This window comes from Vibrio aestuarianus, from assembly GCF_028858425.1.
Classification (GTDB): domain Bacteria; phylum Pseudomonadota; class Gammaproteobacteria; order Enterobacterales; family Vibrionaceae; genus Vibrio; species Vibrio aestuarianus.
Genome location: NZ_JAKNYQ010000001.1, coordinates 2,756,032 through 2,774,417 on the forward strand (window position 1 = coordinate 2,756,032; position 18,386 = coordinate 2,774,417).

An 18,386-nucleotide genomic window follows, 5' to 3' on the forward strand; every position below is an offset into this window, starting at 1 on the left:
GTAAAACACACTTTTACGGCGGGTAGTATAAACTACTTAGAGAAGGTTGTACCAAATTTAGATAACAAAAAAGGGGCTAAAAGCCCCTTTTCTGAACAAACCGATCTTAGCGACGAAGCTCAAGACGTTTGATTAGGTCTTGGTAACGACCAAGATCTTTACCTTTTAGGTAATCAAGAAGCTTACGACGGCTAGAAACCATGCGTAGTAGACCGCGACGGCTGTGGTGATCGCCTTTGTGAGCTTTGAAGTGACCTTGTAGGTGGTTGATAGAAGCAGTTAGTAGTGCTACTTGTACTTCTGGTGAACCTGTGTCGCCTTCGCCACGTGCGTATTCTGCTACGATAGCTGCTTTAGTTTCTGCATTCAGAGACATAATTCTCTCCTAATAAGAGTAAGTTTAAAGGTGTAGCAGCCAATCTCTGATTCAGCCGCTACGCGAAGCGAGGATTATAGGGAAATCACTCACGTTAAGCAATAGCTATTTATAGTGACTCTTCGTCTCTAAAAACCACTAAACGCTTCGGTGCCACGCGACCATCGTTATCGATTTCACCCACGCCAATAAAGAGTTTTTCTTCTCCCATTGTCATGCGAACGCTACCTTCGGTTGGTACACCAAATACTTGAACAGGCTGCCCATGTTGAACCATATCTGCCAATTCAGGAATCAAATTCACCTCAGGGAGATCTTCTACTGCGGTATCCATAGCCATCAGTAGCGGATCGAGTAACTCTTTTGGTGCAATATCTTGCTCGCGCGCTTGCTCAAGTAACTCATTAAGCTGCTCTAGTGTCACCATTTTTTCATACGGGTATTTAGCGACCGCAGTACGACGTAGCATAGTGACATGCGCGCCACATCCAAGCATTTCACCCAAATCATCAACAATCGTACGAATGTAAGTCCCTTTTGAGCAGTGCACTTCCATTTCCACTTCATCGCCTTCAAAGCGAATCAGTGTAATTTCGTATACCGTGATTTTGCGAGATTCGCGCGGAACATCAATACCTTCGCGAGCATACTCATAAAGTGGGCGACCTTGGTACTTCAATGCTGAAAACATTGAAGGAATTTGGTCTGTTTCGCCACGAAACTTCTCAATGCAAGCATGTAAATTGTCTAATTCGACATTAACTGGACGCGTTTCAACCACTTCACCATCAGAGTCTGACGTATTGGTACGCTCACCGAGTTTAGCGATCACTCGATACTTTTTATCAGAATCTAACAGAAATTGGGAAAACTTGGTCGCTTCACCTAAGCAGATAGGCAGCATACCTGTCGCGAGAGGATCTAAAGCTCCAGTGTGACCCGCTTTTTCTGCAAAATAGATACGCTTTACTTTTTGCAGTGCATCGTTAGAAGAAATGCCCGTTGGCTTATCAAGTAAAATTACCCCGTTAATTGGGCGACCTTTACGACGACGTGCCATTTATTCATTTCCTTCTTCTGCAGCTTGTTCATCTTCACGACCAGCATCTTTTTGTTTGCGCTTATCGTTACTGACCACTTCACTTACAAGGTTTGACATACGCATACCTTCAACCAAAGTATTGTCATAAGTAAAACGGATTTCAGGCGTCAAACGCAGACGAATGCGCTTACCAAGCATCATACGAATATGAACTTCATGCTCTTTTAATGCCGCTAAACAACTTTCTGGAGTTTGCTCACCCACACATAGAAAAGTGACAAACACTTTTGCATAAGCAAGGTCACGAGACACTTCAACTTCAGAGATGGTAACCATACCCAAACGTGAGTCACGAACTTCACGTTGTAGGATCATGGCAAGTTCTTTTTGCAGCTGTTGCGATACACGCTGCGTGCGGCTAAATTCTTTTGACATATCTTTTCTCACATATAGAAAGAATGGGGGGATGGTTCAACCCAGCCCCCCATGGTGTATTCAACAACCGATTACTGTCTATTTAAATACAGCAACGTTAGTCAATTAATCCAGTGTACGTTTAATTTCCACTGTTTCGAAGACTTCGATTTGGTCACCAACGCGAACATCATTGTAGTTCTTAACGCCGATACCACACTCGTAGCCATTCTTAACTTCTTGTACGTCATCTTTAAAGCGACGTAGTGATTCTAGCTCACCTTCGTAGATAACCACGTTATCACGTAGTACGCGAATTGGGTTACTACGTTTGATAACACCTTCAGTCACCATACAACCTGCGATTGCACCCAGTTTCGGTGACTTAAATACGTCACGAACCTGCGCAAGACCAATGATCTCTTGCTTGAATTCTGGAGCTAGCATGCCGCTCATTGCCGCTTTTACTTCGTCAATCAATTGGTAAATGATTGAGTAGTAACGTAGGTCTAAGTTTTCAGATTCAATAGTACGACGAGCCGAAGCATCAGCACGAACGTTAAAGCCAAGTACGATAGCGTTAGAAGCTGCGGCAAGTACTGCATCAGTTTCCGTAATACCACCAACACCAGAACCTACGATGTTAACTTTCACTTCATCAGTAGAAAGCTTACGTAATGAATCGGCAATCGCTTCAACGGAACCTTGTACGTCTGCTTTCAGAACAACGTTCAATTCAGCAACTTCACCAGCAGTCATGTTAGAGAACATGTTCTCTAGTTTAGATTTTTGCTGACGAGCAAGTTTCACGTCACGGAATTTTCCTTGACGGTAGTTTGCAACTTCACGAGCTTTACGCTCATCACGTACAACAGTCGCTTCATCACCAGACGCAGGAACACCTGAAAGGCCGATGATTTCAACCGGAATTGACGGACCAGCTTCAACGATTTCTTGACCATTTTCGTCACGCATCGCACGGACACGGCCATATTCTTGACCACAAAGAAGGATATCGCCTTTACGCAAAGTACCAGATTGAACCAATACTGTTGCTACAGGACCACGACCTTTATCTAGGCGAGATTCTACAACCACACCAGAGGCCATGCCTTCTTTAACTGCAGTCAATTCTAGAACTTCTGATTGAAGCAGAATGGTTTCTAGAAGACCGTCGATGTTCGTTCCTTGTTTCGCAGAGATGTGAACAAACATGTTCTCACCGCCCCACTCTTCAGGGATAACATCATATTGCGCTAATTCATTCTTAACGTTGTCAGGGTTTGCATCTTCTTTATCGATTTTGTTAACCGCAACAATTAAAGGAACACCCGCCGCTTTAGCGTGCTGAATAGCCTCAACCGTTTGTGGCATAACACCATCGTCTGCTGCAACCACAAGAACAACGATATCTGTCGCTTGAGCACCACGAGCACGCATAGCAGTAAACGCTGCGTGTCCAGGAGTATCAAGGAAAGTAATCATGCCGTTTGGTGTTTCAACGTGATAAGCACCGATATGCTGCGTAATACCACCCGCTTCGCCAGAGGCAACGTGAGCTTTACGAATGTAATCAAGTGTTGACGTTTTACCGTGGTCAACGTGACCCATAATAGTAACAACCGGTGCACGACTTACTGCCGCTGCATCGTTGTCGCGATCGGCAAGTACCGCTTCTTCAAGTTCATTCTCTTTACGAAGAACAACTTTGTGGCCCATTTCTTCAGCAACAAGCGCTGCTGTTTCTTGGTCAATCACTTGGTTAATTGTCGCCATAGCACCCATTTTCATCATCACTTTGATGACTTCAGTGCCTTTAACTGACATTTTGCTCGCCAGTTCAGAAACAACAATTGTTTCACCAATTACAACATCTTGCTTAGCAACTACCGCTGATTTATCAAAACCATGTTGCATAGAAGCAGGCTTAGACATGCGACCTTTACGAACTTTACCGCGGCGAGAATCACGCTCTTGCTTATCATCTTTAGATGACATTTTGCGCTTGTTCGCTTTGGTTGGCTTACGAGCACCTTCTTCACGGCGATCTGCTTCATCTTCGGCTTCACGTGCATACGTTGAAGTCGTAACATGGTAATCTGTATTTTCTTCCATACTACCCTTTTTCTCTTCTTCAGCAGACCAACGCTCTTTGTTCTTCTCAGCCAATTCACGCGCTATTTCTAGCTGGCGCTGACTTTCCTCTTCAGCTTTACGTAATGCTTCGGCTTCTTGACGACGTTTTAGCTCTTCGGCTTCTTTTCGCGCTGCTTCTTGCTTAATTTTATCTTTAGCAGAAAGTTCTGGTTTCACTGCAGAACGTTTTGCTTTCTCATCAGCGTTGCTCTTGTCACTTGCTTGTGCTTCAAGTTTCGCTTTCTCTTCTGCTTCACGCTTTGCTTTTTCTTCCGCTTCGCGTTTTGCTTTTTCTTCAGCTTCACGTTTTGCTGCTTCTTCAGCTTCACGTTTCGCTAATTCTTCGGCTTCACGCTGTGCAGCTTCTTCAGCTTCGCGTGTTGCTTCATCATCAATTGCACTGCGCTTAACGTAGGTACGTTTTTTACGCACTTCAACTTGAACATTCTTACTTTTACCACCGCCAGCATTCACGCTAAGAGTACTGCGCGTTTTACGTTGCAGAGTCAAACGCGTCGGTTCGTTATCACCAGTAGTGTCGCCATGTTCTTTTCTCAGGTGAGATAGCAGTTGTTGTTTCTCGTCATCGGAAACGCTATCTACATCTGTTTTTTTCATGCCTGCATCAGCAAGTTGTTCTAATAAGCGGTCAACTGGCGTACCAATTTCTTCACTCAGTGCTTTAACTGTTAGTTGTGTCATGCCGCTTTCTCCCCTTGCTGAAAATTATTCTTCGTCGCCAAACCAACAAATATTACGTGCTGCCATAATAAGTTCACCAGCACGTTCTTCGGTAAGGCCTTCAATATTTTCAAGTTCATCAATACCTTGGTCAGCTAAATCTTCAAGTGTTACTACACCTTTGGCTGCCAGTTTAAATGCCATTTCACGCTCTAAACCTTCAAGAGCAAGTAGATCTTCAGCAGGCTCTAGACCTTCAAAAGACTCTTCTTGTGCCAATGCGATCGTTGTTAGAGCATTTTTAGCGCGAGTACGTAATTCTTCGATGAGATCTTCATCCAAGCCATCAACTTCGAGCAACTCAGCCTCTGGGACATAAGCCACTTCTTCAAGTGTTGAGAAACCTTCTTCGACAAGAAGCTCAGCGAAGTCTTGCTCAATATCAAGATACTTCATGAAGTTCTCGATTGAAGCCATTGATTCTTCTTGGTGTTTCTTCTGAAGATCAGCCACTGTCATGACGTTCAATTCCCAACCCGTCAATTGTGACGCTAGGCGAACGTTTTGACCATTACGGCCAATAGCTTGTGCTAAGTTGTCAGCTTCAACAGCGATGTCAATTGAATGTGCGTCTTCATCCATGATGATAGAGGCGACATCAGCAGGAGCCATTGCGTTGATAACAAACTGAGCTGGGTTATCATCCCAAAGAACGATATCAATACGCTCGCCACCAATTTCACTTGAAACCGCTTGAACACGTGCACCACGCATACCAACACAAGCACCTACAGGATCGATGCGTCTATCGTTGGTTTTTACTGCGATTTTTGCACGAGAACCAGGGTCACGAGCCGCACCTTTTAGTTCGATCAACTCTTCGCCAATTTCTGGCACTTCAACACGGAAAAGCTCTGCAAGCATCTCAGGTTTTGAACGAGTAATGAACAATTGGAAACCACGTGCCTCTGGGCGAACGGCGTACAACAGACCACGAACACGATCGCCTGGACGGAAGTTTTCGCGTGGTAGCTGATCATCACGTAAGATAACCGCTTCAGCATTGTTACCAAGGTCAAGAATAACAGAATCACGATTCACTTTCTTAACCACACCAGTAACCAACTCACCTTCGTTGTCGATAAACTGTTCAACAATTTGCGCACGTTCAGCTTCACGTACTTTCTGTACGATAACTTGTTTTGCAGTCTGCGTGGTAATACGGTCAAACGTTACTGACTCAATTTGGTCTTCAACATATTGACCAAGTTCTGCCGTTTCGTCGTAGTACTTAGCCGCTTCGAAAGAAATTTCTTTCGTTGGGTTCTCTACTTCTTCAACAATTAACCAACGGCGGAATGTTTCAAACTCACCCGTTTTACGGTCAATGGCAACACGAACATCGATTTCGATGTCATGCTTCTTCTTTGACGATGTCGCTAGCGCAGTTTCAAGCGCCTCAAAAATACGTTCACGAGGTACTGCTTTCTCGTTTGAAACCGCTTCAACTACCGCTAAAATCTCTTTACTCATTTATCTAGCCTCTTAAGCTCTTTTCTCTAGGAGAACTAAAATTTAGGAATCAGGTTAGCTTTTGAAATGTTGCTAAGCGCAAATTGCTCTTCTTGCCCATCAACGCTAATCGCAACAGTTTCACCTTCAATAGAATGAATAATTCCTTTCCATTTTCGGCGGTTGCCTACAGCCATTTTCAAAACGATGCTGACTTCGTGACCAACAAACTGTTCATAGTGTGCTGCTTTAAAAAGTGGTCTTTCTAAACCTGGTGAAGAAACTTCTAGGTTATAAGCCACTGAAATTGGATCTTCAACATCAAGAACGGCACTTACTTGACGACTCACTTCAGCACAATCGTCAACAAGAATGCCATTTTCATGATCAATATAAATGCGTAGTGTTGAGTGCTCACCGGCACGAATAAATTCTAATCCAACTAACTCATAACCAGAAGCTGCTACTGGAGCTTCAAGCATTTCTGTCAGTTGTCTTTCTAAACCAGTCATTTAAACCACTCCAGAAACAAAAAAAGGGCACAGAGCCCAATTTAAATCCCAAGCAACTATCTAAAATCTCAGCTTGAGAAATTTAGATAACAAAAAACCCCGAAAGTCGGGGTTTTTTGTTGCTGGACCCTGATGATTGAGAATCTAAATTCTCAATTGCAGTGAGGTTGACACTGCTCAAACTTGCATCCAAAACCCTAAAGAATTGGTTGCGGGGGCCGGATTTGAACCGACGACCTTCGGGTTATGAGCCCGACGAGCTACCAAGCTGCTCCACCCCGCGTCCGACTTGCGAGCATTATACGCTCAATCAAGTGATTTACAAGTTTGTAAATAATGGTGCCGAGAGAGGGACTCGAACCCTCACACCATAGGCGCTAGCACCTCATGCTAGTGTGTCTACCAATTTCACCATCTCGGCAATTATTTATACTTATCTAACGATAAGTTATTGCGGTATTTCATCACCAGCTTTTGCTGGTACATCAACCGCGGCATCAGTAGTTTGCTCAATCACTTGACCTTGTGTAGGGTCAACCCATTGTGATTCAGTTTTATGCGTAGACATATTGCCTAATGCCAAACTAAGGATGAAAAATACTGTTGCAAAAATTGCAGTCATTCGGGTTAGGAAATTTCCTGAGCCACCAGCACCAAACACAGTGTTTGAAGCGCCAGCACCGAAAGAGGCTCCCATATCTGCGCCTTTACCTTGTTGAATTAACACTAGGCCAATGATACCAAGCGCCGCCAACAGGTAAATCACAAGTAGAACTGTAAACATTACTTCCACCTATGTTCCAAATTGTTGAGCCAGCGCCGTTCTTATCAGTTGACTTGAACAAGGCTAGCGGCCTCCTCAGCGAAGGCGGACGCAATACTAACTAATGCAACCAACACTGACAAGCGCTATTTCGTAAAAAAGCACTGTTTGCGTATCAAACGCTCAAAAAAAGGGCAATAAACAAATACAAACACGGCTAACCAAGTTTATTAATGCTGATTCATCAAATAAAGCTTAGGTCAGCCGTTATTTAGCGCTAATTTAACAACTTGCTTTCACGGCTTGTGCAATTTTCAGTGCAGAATTTTCAACCAACTCCGCATCTTCACCTTCAACCATAACTCGTAGCAGTGGCTCAGTACCTGATTTACGTAGTAATACTCGCCCTTTGCTGCCAAGTTCAGCTTCAACAGCAGTAACCGCAGCTTTAACCGCTTCCGCTTCTAAAGGATTAGAATCACCGCTAAAACGGACATTTTCTAACACTTGTGGGTAGAGTGTCATGCCTTTGGCTAATTCATTTAGCGACAATTCACTGCCAACAACCGATGCAAGTACTTGCAAAGCGGCAACAATTGCATCACCGGTAGTCACTTTGTCGAGCAGGATGATGTGCCCTGAATTTTCAGCACCAATTTTCCATCCCTTCTCCAGAAGTTTTTCCATCACATAGCGGTCACCAACGGCAGCTCTGGTAAATGGAATACCAAGCTGTTTTAAGCCATTTTCCATACCAAGGTTGGTCATTAATGTCCCCACAACACCACCTTTCAACTCGCCTCGGCGCAGAGCATCACGGGCAATAATGTACGCAATTTGGTCACCATCGACTTTATTGCCAAGCTCGTCAACCATGATGATTCGATCGCCATCACCATCAAATGCCAAACCTAGCGCGGCATTTTCTGCGACCACTCGCTGCTGTAGCGCTCTTACATCTGTAGCACCGACTTCATCGTTGATATTGAGACCATTAGGCTCAACACCCATCGCAATAACTTCAGCACCTAGCTCTTTAAATACGTTAGGAGCAATGTGGTAAGTGGCACCATGCGCACAATCGACCACAATTTTTAAGCCCGCTAAACTTAATTTTGACGGGAAAGTACTTTTACAGAACTCAATATAGCGACCGGCAGCATCAACTAAACGTGTTGCTTTACCTAATTCTGCCGATTCAACACACTCGATATCTTTATCCAGTTCTGCCTCAATCGCCAATTCGATATCATCTGGCAATTTTGTGCCTTCTGATGAGAAAAATTTAATTCCATTATCGTAATAAGGGTTATGTGACGCCGAAATAACAATCCCCGCTTCTGCGCGGAAAGTTTGTGTTAAGTATGCTACTGCTGGTGTTGGCATTGGGCCAGTCAGTGTCGCTTTTAGTCCAGCTGCTGCCAAACCCGCTTCTAAAGCTGATTCAAGCATATAACCAGAAATACGTGTATCTTTACCAATGATAACTTTTTTTGTGCCTTGTTTTGCTAGTACGCGTCCAGCAGCCCAGCCTAGCTTTAATACGAAATCAGGAGTGATAGGGTATTGTCCAACTTTACCGCGGACACCATCTGTACCAAAGTAACGTCTTTTGTCAGACATGATTCTTCCTTAATTATTATTTTTAACTATTTTGAATAATGGTTTGCACAATTTTCATTGCCTCAAGAGTTTCATCAACATCATGAACCCGAATAATTTGCGCACCTTTCATCGCTGCTACCGTCGCACAGGTTACGCTCGCTACCATACAGTCTGCTGGATTTTTTTCTAGCAGCTTAAAAATCATAGATTTCCGAGACATTCCCGCCAAAATAGGAAAACCTAGCTGATGAAAGGCTTCAAGGTGTGCCAGAAGATGATAATTGTGCTCGAGTGTTTTTCCAAATCCAAAACCGGGATCAAGAATAATTTGTTCACGAGCAATACCTACATTCTCACACGCAGCAACGCGCTCTTGAAGAAATGCCTTTACATCGGTAAGAACATCTTGATAACAAGGGCTCATTTGCATGGTTCTTGGTTGGCCTTGCATATGCATTAAACAGATAGACACACCAGCCTTGGCTGCTACCTCTAATGCTCCTGGCTCTTGTAATGCTCGTACATCATTGATCAGATCGGCACCGGCATTAACCGCCTGCCTCATCACTTCAGCTTTACTGGTATCTATCGATATCCATACATTATGTTTCGCTCGAATCGCTTTAATGACTGGAACAACGCGTTGTAGCTCATCCTCTAATGTCACTTCAGGCGCACCCGGTCTTGTTGACTCGCCACCAATGTCAATAATGCTAACACCGGCTGCGATCATTTTTTCTGCGCGCTCTATAGCCAGTTCAAGTGAATTAAATTTACCGCCATCTGAAAATGAATCTGGCGTTACATTAAGTATGCCCATAACATGTGGACGGTCGAGAATCAGCGTTTTCGTTGGAGTTTGAATCTTCATTTTGCTCTAAAACACAAAAACCCCGAGTGAACTCGGGGTTTAATTAAAGGATTAATGATTACTCAGCATCTTTCTTTTCTGAGGATTCATCTGGTGTCGCTTCAGCAGCAGGCTCTTTGGTTTGCTCTTGAGCTTTTTCCGCTTCAGTACTGACTTCCGCATCATCGGCTTTTGCCTTTGCTTGATCGCCCCAACCTGCAGGCTCCCGGATTTCAGTTTTACGTTCCATTAGATCATCAATTTGACCAGCATCGATAGTTTCATATTTCATCAATGCATCTTTCATTGAGTGCATAATATCCATGTTATCTTCAAGGATTTTACGCGCTCGGTCGTAGTTGCGATCGATAATCTTACGAACTTCATCATCAATAAGCTTAGCGGTGTCGTTCGACACGTGCTTGGTTTGAGTTACGCTACGACCAAGGAATACTTCACCTTCATCTTCAGCGTAAAGCAATGGACCCAGTTTTTCTGAGAAGCCCCATTGTGTCACCATCTTACGAGCGATATCCGTGGCACGTTCAATGTCGTTAGAAGCGCCTGTTGATACGTTATCCTTACCATAAATTAGCTCTTCAGCTAAACGGCCGCCATACAAGCTAGAAATCATCGACTCTAGATGTAGTTTCGACATGCTGACACGATCTTGCTCAGGCAGATACATAGTCACACCTAACGCTCGGCCACGAGGGATAATTGATACTTTGTATACTGGATCATGCTCTGGTACTAAACGTCCAACGATGGCGTGGCCAGCTTCATGGTACGCGGTTGACGCTTTGGTTTCTTCAGACATCACCATTGAACGGCGCTCAGCACCCATCATAATTTTGTCTTTGGCTAATTCGAATTCAACCATAGAAACATTACGCTTGTTACCACGAGCCGCAAACAATGCCGCTTCGTTTACAAGGTTCGCAAGGTCTGCACCAGAGAAACCAGGTGTACCACGTGCAATCAATGATGGTTCAACATCACCCGCTAGCGGCACTTTACGCATATGAACTTTCAATATTTGTTCACGGCCGCGTACATCAGGCAAGCCAACAACCACTTGACGGTCAAAACGACCAGGACGAAGCAAGGCAGGGTCTAAAACATCCGGACGGTTCGTTGCAGCGATGACGATGATACCTTCGTTACCTTCGAAACCATCCATCTCAACCAGCATTTGGTTTAGTGTTTGTTCACGTTCATCGTGACCACCACCGACACCAGCACCACGTTGACGACCAACCGCATCGATTTCATCGATAAAGATGATACAAGGTGCCGCTTTCTTTGCTTGTTCAAACATGTCACGCACACGAGATGCACCAACACCAACAAACATTTCAACGAAGTCAGAACCTGAAATGGTAAAGAACGGTACTTTCGCTTCACCTGCAATTGCTTTGGCAAGCAGCGTTTTACCCGTACCAGGAGGACCAACCATTAAGATACCTGTTGGTATTTTCCCGCCCAGTTTTTGGAAGCGACTTGGATCACGCAAGTAGTCAACCAGCTCTTTCACATCTTCTTTCGCTTCATCGCAGCCAGCAACGTCACCAAAGTTAGTTTTAATTTGCTCTTCACTCATCATACGAGCTTTGCTCTTACCAAATGACATAGCGCCTTTACCGCCGCCGCCTTGCATTTGACGCATGAAGAAAATCCAAACCCCAATCAATAGAATCATTGGGAACCAAGAGATGAAAATAGTTCCGAGCAAGCTTTGCTCTTCTGGAGGTGTTCCTTGTACTTTCACGTTTTGGTTGATCAAGTCATCAAGTAGCTTTTGATCATACACTGGCATGTAAGTTACATAACGAGCACCACCACCTCTACGAGTAAAGGTAATTTCACTGTTGTTAAATTGAGCATCTTGAATCTGGCCTTGGCCAACTTCCTGTACAAACGTGGTGTAATCAACTGCTTTGCCGTTACTATCACCAGGGCCGAAGCTCTGGAACACCGACATTAAAACAACAGCGATAACTAGCCACAGAATTAAATTTTTTGCCATATCACTCAAGGTGTAAGCCTCGCGATAACTAGTTGTAATTAAAGGTAGGGTACTACAGTTTGTAACCTGTAGCCATAGTGTTAACTCATGCTTTGCACAGCAAAAACGTTAACCTTTGTAACCAGTGGCTACAATGTACACTTCTCGAGAGCGAGCTCTCGATGAGTCGGGTTTGCGAATCTTTACGGCCTTGAACATGTCTCGGATATCCTTAACATATTGGTCGAACCCTTCGCCTTGGAATACTTTGACCACAAAACTACCATTTGGGGCAAGAACTTGTCGACACATATCTAAAGCAAGTTCAACTAAGTACATTGCTCTGGGTTGGTCAACCGATAAATTGCCTGCCATATTAGGGGCCATATCAGACATCACTACATCTACCATGTCTGGCTGGATGCGTTCTAATAGTGCTTCTAACACAGATTCTTCACGGAAATCACCTTGTAGAAAGGCAACGCCTGCGATGGAATCCATTGGTAAGATATCACATGCGATAACTTGCCCTTCATCACCGACAATACCTGCCGCATATTGAGACCAACCACCAGGGGCTGCACCCAAATCAACGACGGTCATTCCCGATTTCAGCAATTTATCTTTATTTTGAATTTCTTCAATTTTGAAGATAGCACGAGAACGGTAACCTTTCTTCTTGGCTTCATTCACATACTTGTCATCAAAGTGTTCTTTCAACCAACGGCCAGAGCTCGCTGAATGCTTCTGTTTACTCATTCGATTCCTAACTGAAATGCTTCTATCCAAGAAAGTATGGTATAAAATATAGTCTTCAAGCATAGATGGCGTTAAAATAGCGTTTTTCAACCCTTATATTAAATAAAATTGGCCGCGTAATGAACCTAAGCACCAAACAAAAGCAGCATCTTAAAGGCCTAGCACACAGTCTAAAACCTGTTGTGCTTATGGGCGCAAATGGACTCACTGAGGCTGTTCTAGCGGAAATCGAAATTGCACTGAACCACCACGAACTGATTAAAGTTAAAGTGGCATCAGAAGATCGCGAAACTAAACAGTTGATCATTGATGCCGTTGTTCGTGAAACTGGCGCAGAAAAAGTACAGACTATCGGTAATATTCTTGTACTGTTCCGCCAATCAGAGCAGCGTAAAATCGAAATTCCTCGCAAATAGAGTCTATCGTTATTCTCTATTTAGTCATGGATAAAGACAAAAAAGGTCGCAAAACGCGACCTTTTTGATTTCTGACCTTCAGCTAAATGTATTCAACTTTGTCAATTTCGAAATCTTTATCGCCACCTGGGGTGGCAATAATCACTTCATCGCCTTCCATTTTACCGATCAAACCGCGTGCAATCGGAGAACTAACAGAAATTCGGCCCAATTTAATATTAGCTTCATCTTCACCGACAATTTGATAACGCTTTTCTTCGTCGGTATTGACATCGATCACTGTTACTGTCGAACCAAAAATTACTTTACCCGTATTTTCCATTTTAGTGACATCAATCACTTGAGCAACAGAAAGCTTGTATTCGATATCGCGAATTTGAGCTTCGCAAATGCCCTGCTCTTCACGAGCGGCATGATATTCAGCATTCTCTTTTAAATCGCCAAGCTCACGCGCGGTTGCGATAGCTTCTGAAATTTGTGGGCGCAGTTTTAATAGCCTATCTAGCTCGGTACGCAGTAGCTGTTCACCACGTACTGTCATTGGAACTTTTTCCATTTTACACCTCATATGCCAAAGCTTTCTTTGGGCAAAACAAAACTACCCAACCTGTTAGGCTAGGTAGTAGATGGAACAACATAATTACTGATTAGTGTAATCAAACTTTGTGACTAAATCACCTGAAATCAAGTGACTCTTTGATCATCTTTTGTCAATTGAACCAAAAAAAACGGCAGTAAAACACTCACTGCCATACTACAAGGCAAATCATTTCGCGCATAAAACCGACCCATCTCACTAAAAAAAAATAAAAACAGAACAGATCAAACCAACTTAAAAAACCAATTTTATTTCAAATAAAACAAGGTCTTGATATTTATTTACCACAAATAAAGCATCGTTCATAAGTCCGATTTATATCATTTTACTAACTAATAAGGGAACTTAAGGGTAAAAAGTAGCACAAGAAATATTAAAGCACCTTGTCGTATATTATTTAAGGTTTTACATAAACCTGACATATGCAACACATTTGGAGCTTATTGTTTCCCTTAGGACGATACATACGTCGGAAATAAAAATTTATGGACAATAAATTAGGACTAAATAAGATGAACAAAACTCTGATTGCTCTAGCAGTATCAGCCGCAGCAGTGGCTACAGGCGTAAACGCAGAAGGCATAAACCAAAGCAGTGACCGTGCTGGCTCTACAGTATACAGCTCTCAAGGCAACTCTATAGAAATCGGTGGTCGTGCTGAAGCGCGTCTATCTGCTAAAGATGGCAAAGTAAAGGATGCTTCTCGCGTACGTTTGAACTTCCTAGGTAAAGTTGCGATCAACGATAGCCTATACGGTGTTGGTTTCTACGAAGGTGAATTCACAACAGCTGATATGGGCGGTGAAACTGACAGCGGTGAGAGCAATCTAACTAACCGTTACGGTTACGCTGGTATCGGTGGTAACTTCGGTGAAATAACTTACGGTAAAAACGACGGTGCACTAGGTGTTATCACAGATTTCACAGATATCATGTCTTACCACGGTAACTCTGCGGCAGATAAAATCGCTGTTGCAGACCGTTCTGACAACATGCTGTCGTACAAAGGTCAATTTGCTGACTTTGGTCTAAAAGCAAGCTACCGCTTTGCTGACCGCACAGAGCAAGAAGTTGATGATACTGTTGTTTCTTATGATGATAACGGTGCCGACGGTTACTCAATCTCTGGTACCTACGCGTTTTTTGACACTGGTTTCAAACTAGGTGTTGGCTACGCAGACCAAGATGAACAAAACGAGTACATGGTTGCAGCATCTTTAGCTATCTCTGATGCCTATATCGCTGCTATTTACACTGATGGTGAAAAAGCAGAGACTAACGGTGATTACACTGGTTATGAAGTTGCATTCGGTTACAAACTACCAGGCTCATCTGCAATTACAGCAACGTACAACAACGCTGAAACCAACGATGAGACTTCTGCAAATAACTTTGCAATTGACTACACTTACTACTTCAAACCTAACTTCCGTACTTACATCTCTTACAACTTCAACCTGATTGATGAAGGTGATATCATCGGTAAAGTTGGTAATATCACTGGTACATCAGCCACTAAAGCACAAGCTGAAGATGAGCTAGCTCTAGGTCTACGTTACGACTTCTAATCTATTGACTTAATGTCTTAGATGCCAAACGCCTGCTGACTAGCAGGCGTTTTTGTATCTCGCTATACTGTCAGTCACACTCTGTTTTGAAATACTGATTATGTCACTACTGCATCGCCGCTTTATCTCACTTGTTTCTTTTGTGCTGCTACTCAGTAGTTCTACCTTTACAGCCTTTGCCTACTCGCCACTTGAAGCCTTGCCTCAAGGCAGCCGTGTCGGGCTGCTAGTAAAGCCATTAGGTTCTGAACATATTTTCCAGCAAACAGATAATCTCGGTCTTTATTTTCCACCAGCCAGCACATTAAAGCTGGTTACTGCCCTAGCAGCCAAACTGGAGCTCGGCGATCAATATCGTTTTTCAACTACGCTCACGCACAGTGGCAATGACATCATCATTCGCTTTTCTGGCGATCCAACATTAACCAACCAAGATCTCAAAAATCTACTTACCACCCTCAAAAAACAAGGATTAAGTAGAATTAGTGGTGATCTCTGGTTAGATAATTCCACTTTTAGCGGTTACGACCGCGCAGTCGGTTCGCCGTGGGATATTCTAGGGGTATGCTATAGCGCCCCATCTACAGCCATCACCTTAGATGGCAACTGTGTACAAGCTTCTATCTATACTCAAGATGATGGAAAAACCCGCGTCTACGTTCCTGAGCAGTACCCGATTCATGTAACGACTAATGCACAAACGGTTAGCAAACTCGAACAAGAAAGTACCCGTTGCGATTTAGAACTAACCACCTCTGAGCAAAATAATTACCAATTAAATGGCTGCTTAGCCGAGCGGAGTAAACCGCTACCGCTCAAATTTGCCGTGCAAGATCCTAACTTGTATACCACTCGAATGATCTATAAACAGCTAAAACAGGTCGGAATTAGCTTAGAAGGTGAAGTGAAAGTGGGCAGCAACCATACAGAAAAAGGACGTGTTATTGCAAAGCACCAGTCCCAGCCACTTGAGGTATTGCTAGAGATCATGCTCAAAGAATCGGACAATTTGATCGCTGATAGCCTCACAAAAACATTGGGGCACCACTTTTTCATTCAACCGGGCAGCTTTAATAATGGTACCGAGGCAATTAAACAGATCATCTTCTCTCGCACTGGGGTCAATCTCGAACATGCTCAACTTGCTGACGGTTCCGGTTTATCACGAAATAATCGACTTTCAATCGACAGTATGGCTAATATCCTCAACTACATTTGGCAAAATGATCACACACTAGGCTTAATTGCGATAATGCCCAAAGCAGGCGAATCAGGCACTTTACGCTATCGTTCTAGCATGCGCGGGCAAGATGTTAAAGGGCAGTTAGTTGCCAAGAGTGGTTCGTTATACGGCAGTTATAACATGGCGGGGTTTGGCTTAGACAAACAGGGCAAGCCGAGTACTCTATTCGTCCAGTTTGTGACCGATTACTACCCAAATAATAGAAGCAGCCAACCTAATGTTACTGCTCCTATTACTCAATTTGAGACGCTTTTTTTCCAAGATGTGGTCAAATTCAGTCAGCTTAATCCTAAGAAGGAGTTAACCACATTGAAATAGATCCACATACCAGAAATATCAACCATAGAGGCCAGCACAGGGCTGACGAGCACGGCGGGGTCTAATTTAAACACTCGCGCAATGATCGGCAATATACCGCCAATAGTGGTCGAAATAGTCACTTGGATAAACAACGCCACTGCTATTGCCAAGGCAATACTTTGCAAGCTAAAGCCACCCGCTGAATTGGCATCACTAAATAGCATAATGCGCGCGACCATCACCGCAGAAATCGCCACAGCAAGGCAAACAGCTACCCGGCTCTCTTTCCACAGCACAAGTAACCATTGACGCTTTTTTAATTCCCCAACCGCTAACGCGCGTACAACCAATGTCGCGGCTTGCGAGCCAGTATTGCCGCCCGCCGCCGCGATGACTGGCATGTACACGGCTAATAACACTAGTTGACTTAAAGTATCTTCGTATTGGGTAATAATAAGCCCTGATACGATGCCTAATAGCGCTAACACAATGATCCAACCAATACGTTGTTTGACGTGTTCGAGCACACTAGTAGTTAAATAGCTTTGTGAGGTTTCGACCTCTGAATAAATAAAACCAAGTTGGTTAGCATAGTGACGTGCACACATGTCATGACCATCTTTGTCTAATTCAGTTAATAGTTGTTGCACATACCCCACCGAGCAATGACGCAAAATAGCGACAGCCTCTTCAATAGGCATTACGGTGAGTAAATGTACCTGTTTCTCCTGCTCATACTGTAAAAATGCATTACGTGCTGCACCGATCTCTTCTTGAGAAAAGCTTGGTGAATTTTCAATATAGATGTTGCTCATTACCGTCATGGCGAATCTCCCGATTGGCAAAGGTAACGACCACCGAAATGAACCCCAAACAACCCAATATCACAGCAGCGAATAATGCTGCAGTCATAAAAACGTTGATCAGTGATTTTCATCTCAATCTAGAGATAAGGAGAAAAATATAGAAAGGACTGAATAGAAAAGGAATGCCCTACCACCTAAGGTAGGAACGAAGATCGCCAATACCGAAAGCGGTTATTTTTCTCCCTTCATACTAGGGGGATGGTCGGTATTGTTCATATAAATCTCCGAAGGTACTGCCCAATTAGCAGTGGCGAGAGTCTACCAAAAGTAAAACTAAAATACAGCCTGATTTTAAAGTTTTTAATTCATTTCAACTTATTGATAAGTAATCATAAAAATAGAATAAATAGGCAACCAGTAAAAATCCGCCTTCTTAGAAGGCGGCTTTGGTTTATAGCCCCCTATAAGGGGGCATCCCTGCGCTGCTAGTTTATCTTCAACTCTAACTGCGCCTCATATTCTTGATCTTTCTTGTCTTGGTGCCTTACGTAACGCCTGATGATTTCTTCATTCACACCAACTGTGTCAACAAAGTATCCCCTTGCCCAAAAATGATTACCCCACGGTTTCTTTCTTATATGTGGGAACTTGTTAAACAAGCGGATTACTGAACGCCCTTTCAAGATCTTAAATCTGTATTTCGGTGTCCAAACTATGTGGTATTTGCAACGCCAATATACATGTGATGAACTTCTATAATCGCCCATGTTTTTAGTTTCCTCTTACTTATGGTGAAT

17 protein-coding genes and 2 tRNA genes are annotated in these 18,386 nt (G+C 43.4%); 3 read left to right on the top strand and 16 right to left on the bottom strand.

The window, feature by feature from the left end; genetic code table 11:
- Positions 1 to 106: 106 nt before the first annotated feature.
- From rpsO to rlmE, 13 genes are all read right to left on the bottom strand, one after another.
- Positions 107 to 376, bottom strand: a complete 270-nt coding sequence (rpsO, locus tag MCT08_RS12545; RefSeq protein WP_053311261.1) for a 30S ribosomal protein S15 — start codon at positions 374 to 376, stop codon at positions 107 to 109.
- A gap of 109 nt (positions 377 to 485) precedes the next feature.
- A complete protein-coding gene (gene truB, locus MCT08_RS12550) occupies positions 486 to 1,436 on the bottom strand; it encodes a tRNA pseudouridine(55) synthase TruB (protein ID WP_168523209.1) in 951 nt (316 codons plus the stop codon).
- A complete protein-coding gene (gene rbfA / locus MCT08_RS12555; protein WP_053311263.1) occupies positions 1,437 to 1,853 on the bottom strand; it encodes a 30S ribosome-binding factor RbfA in 417 nt (138 codons plus the stop codon). It lies immediately after the preceding gene.
- Positions 1,854 to 1,958: 105 nt separating this feature from the next.
- Positions 1,959 to 4,670 carry a translation initiation factor IF-2 gene (infB, locus tag MCT08_RS12560; RefSeq protein ID WP_053311264.1) on the bottom strand — a complete coding sequence of 904 codons (2,712 nt, stop codon included), beginning with the start codon at positions 4,668 to 4,670 and terminating at the stop codon, positions 1,959 to 1,961.
- Between the two features lie 24 nt (positions 4,671 to 4,694).
- Positions 4,695 to 6,182: a transcription termination factor NusA gene (gene nusA, locus MCT08_RS12565; protein WP_053311265.1), complete on the bottom strand. Its 1,488-nt coding sequence runs from the start codon at positions 6,180 to 6,182 to the stop codon at positions 4,695 to 4,697.
- A gap of 35 nt (positions 6,183 to 6,217) precedes the next feature.
- Positions 6,218 to 6,673 carry a ribosome maturation factor RimP gene (rimP, locus tag MCT08_RS12570; protein ID WP_053311266.1) on the bottom strand — a complete coding sequence of 152 codons (456 nt, stop codon included), beginning with the start codon at positions 6,671 to 6,673 and terminating at the stop codon, positions 6,218 to 6,220.
- A 206-nt stretch (positions 6,674 to 6,879) separates the two neighbouring features.
- Positions 6,880 to 6,956: transfer RNA gene (locus MCT08_RS12575), tRNA-Met, on the bottom strand.
- A gap of 54 nt (positions 6,957 to 7,010) precedes the next feature.
- A tRNA-Leu gene (locus MCT08_RS12580) sits at positions 7,011 to 7,094 on the bottom strand.
- Positions 7,095 to 7,121: 27 nt separating this feature from the next.
- On the bottom strand, positions 7,122 to 7,457 hold the full coding sequence (secG, locus tag MCT08_RS12585; RefSeq protein WP_053311267.1) for a preprotein translocase subunit SecG: 336 nt from the start codon (positions 7,455 to 7,457) through the stop codon (positions 7,122 to 7,124).
- Positions 7,458 to 7,718: 261 nt separating this feature from the next.
- Positions 7,719 to 9,059, bottom strand: a complete 1,341-nt coding sequence (gene glmM / locus MCT08_RS12590; protein ID WP_176312904.1) for a phosphoglucosamine mutase — start codon at positions 9,057 to 9,059, stop codon at positions 7,719 to 7,721.
- A gap of 22 nt (positions 9,060 to 9,081) precedes the next feature.
- Positions 9,082 to 9,912, bottom strand: a complete 831-nt coding sequence (gene folP, locus MCT08_RS12595) for a dihydropteroate synthase (RefSeq protein ID WP_274678521.1) — start codon at positions 9,910 to 9,912, stop codon at positions 9,082 to 9,084.
- Between the two features lie 58 nt (positions 9,913 to 9,970).
- The gene (gene ftsH / locus MCT08_RS12600) at positions 9,971 to 11,929 is read right to left on the bottom strand and encodes an ATP-dependent zinc metalloprotease FtsH (protein ID WP_168523221.1); all 1,959 of its coding nucleotides are present in this window, start codon (positions 11,927 to 11,929) and stop codon (positions 9,971 to 9,973) included.
- A gap of 99 nt (positions 11,930 to 12,028) precedes the next feature.
- Positions 12,029 to 12,658, bottom strand: a complete 630-nt coding sequence (rlmE, locus tag MCT08_RS12605) for a 23S rRNA (uridine(2552)-2'-O)-methyltransferase RlmE (RefSeq protein ID WP_053311271.1) — start codon at positions 12,656 to 12,658, stop codon at positions 12,029 to 12,031.
- Between the two features lie 119 nt (positions 12,659 to 12,777).
- Here rlmE and yhbY point away from each other — a divergent pair, with 119 nt between their 5' ends.
- The gene (gene yhbY, locus MCT08_RS12610) at positions 12,778 to 13,074 is read left to right on the top strand and encodes a ribosome assembly RNA-binding protein YhbY (protein WP_053311272.1); all 297 of its coding nucleotides are present in this window, start codon (positions 12,778 to 12,780) and stop codon (positions 13,072 to 13,074) included.
- A gap of 82 nt (positions 13,075 to 13,156) precedes the next feature.
- Here the strand turns inward: yhbY and greA are convergent, their stop codons facing one another.
- A complete protein-coding gene (gene greA / locus MCT08_RS12615) occupies positions 13,157 to 13,630 on the bottom strand; it encodes a transcription elongation factor GreA (protein ID WP_053311273.1) in 474 nt (157 codons plus the stop codon).
- Between the two features lie 554 nt (positions 13,631 to 14,184).
- On the opposite strand from greA, the gene MCT08_RS12620 reads away from it, so the two are divergent.
- On the top strand, positions 14,185 to 15,240 hold the full coding sequence (locus MCT08_RS12620) for a porin (RefSeq protein WP_274678522.1): 1,056 nt from the start codon (positions 14,185 to 14,187) through the stop codon (positions 15,238 to 15,240).
- Between the two features lie 100 nt (positions 15,241 to 15,340).
- Positions 15,341 to 16,801 carry a serine-type D-Ala-D-Ala carboxypeptidase gene (gene dacB, locus MCT08_RS12625; protein WP_274678523.1) on the top strand — a complete coding sequence of 487 codons (1,461 nt, stop codon included), beginning with the start codon at positions 15,341 to 15,343 and terminating at the stop codon, positions 16,799 to 16,801.
- Here the strand turns inward: dacB and MCT08_RS12630 are convergent.
- Complete coding sequence (locus tag MCT08_RS12630) at positions 16,762 to 17,607, bottom strand: magnesium transporter (protein ID WP_274678524.1); 846 nt, start codon at positions 17,605 to 17,607, stop codon at positions 16,762 to 16,764. The two genes, dacB and MCT08_RS12630, sit on opposite strands and share 40 nt — an antisense overlap.
- Positions 17,608 to 18,074: 467 nt before the next feature.
- A complete protein-coding gene (locus tag MCT08_RS12635) occupies positions 18,075 to 18,356 on the bottom strand; it encodes a transposase (RefSeq protein WP_168520798.1) in 282 nt (93 codons plus the stop codon).
- Between the last annotated feature and the right edge of the window lie 30 nt (positions 18,357 to 18,386).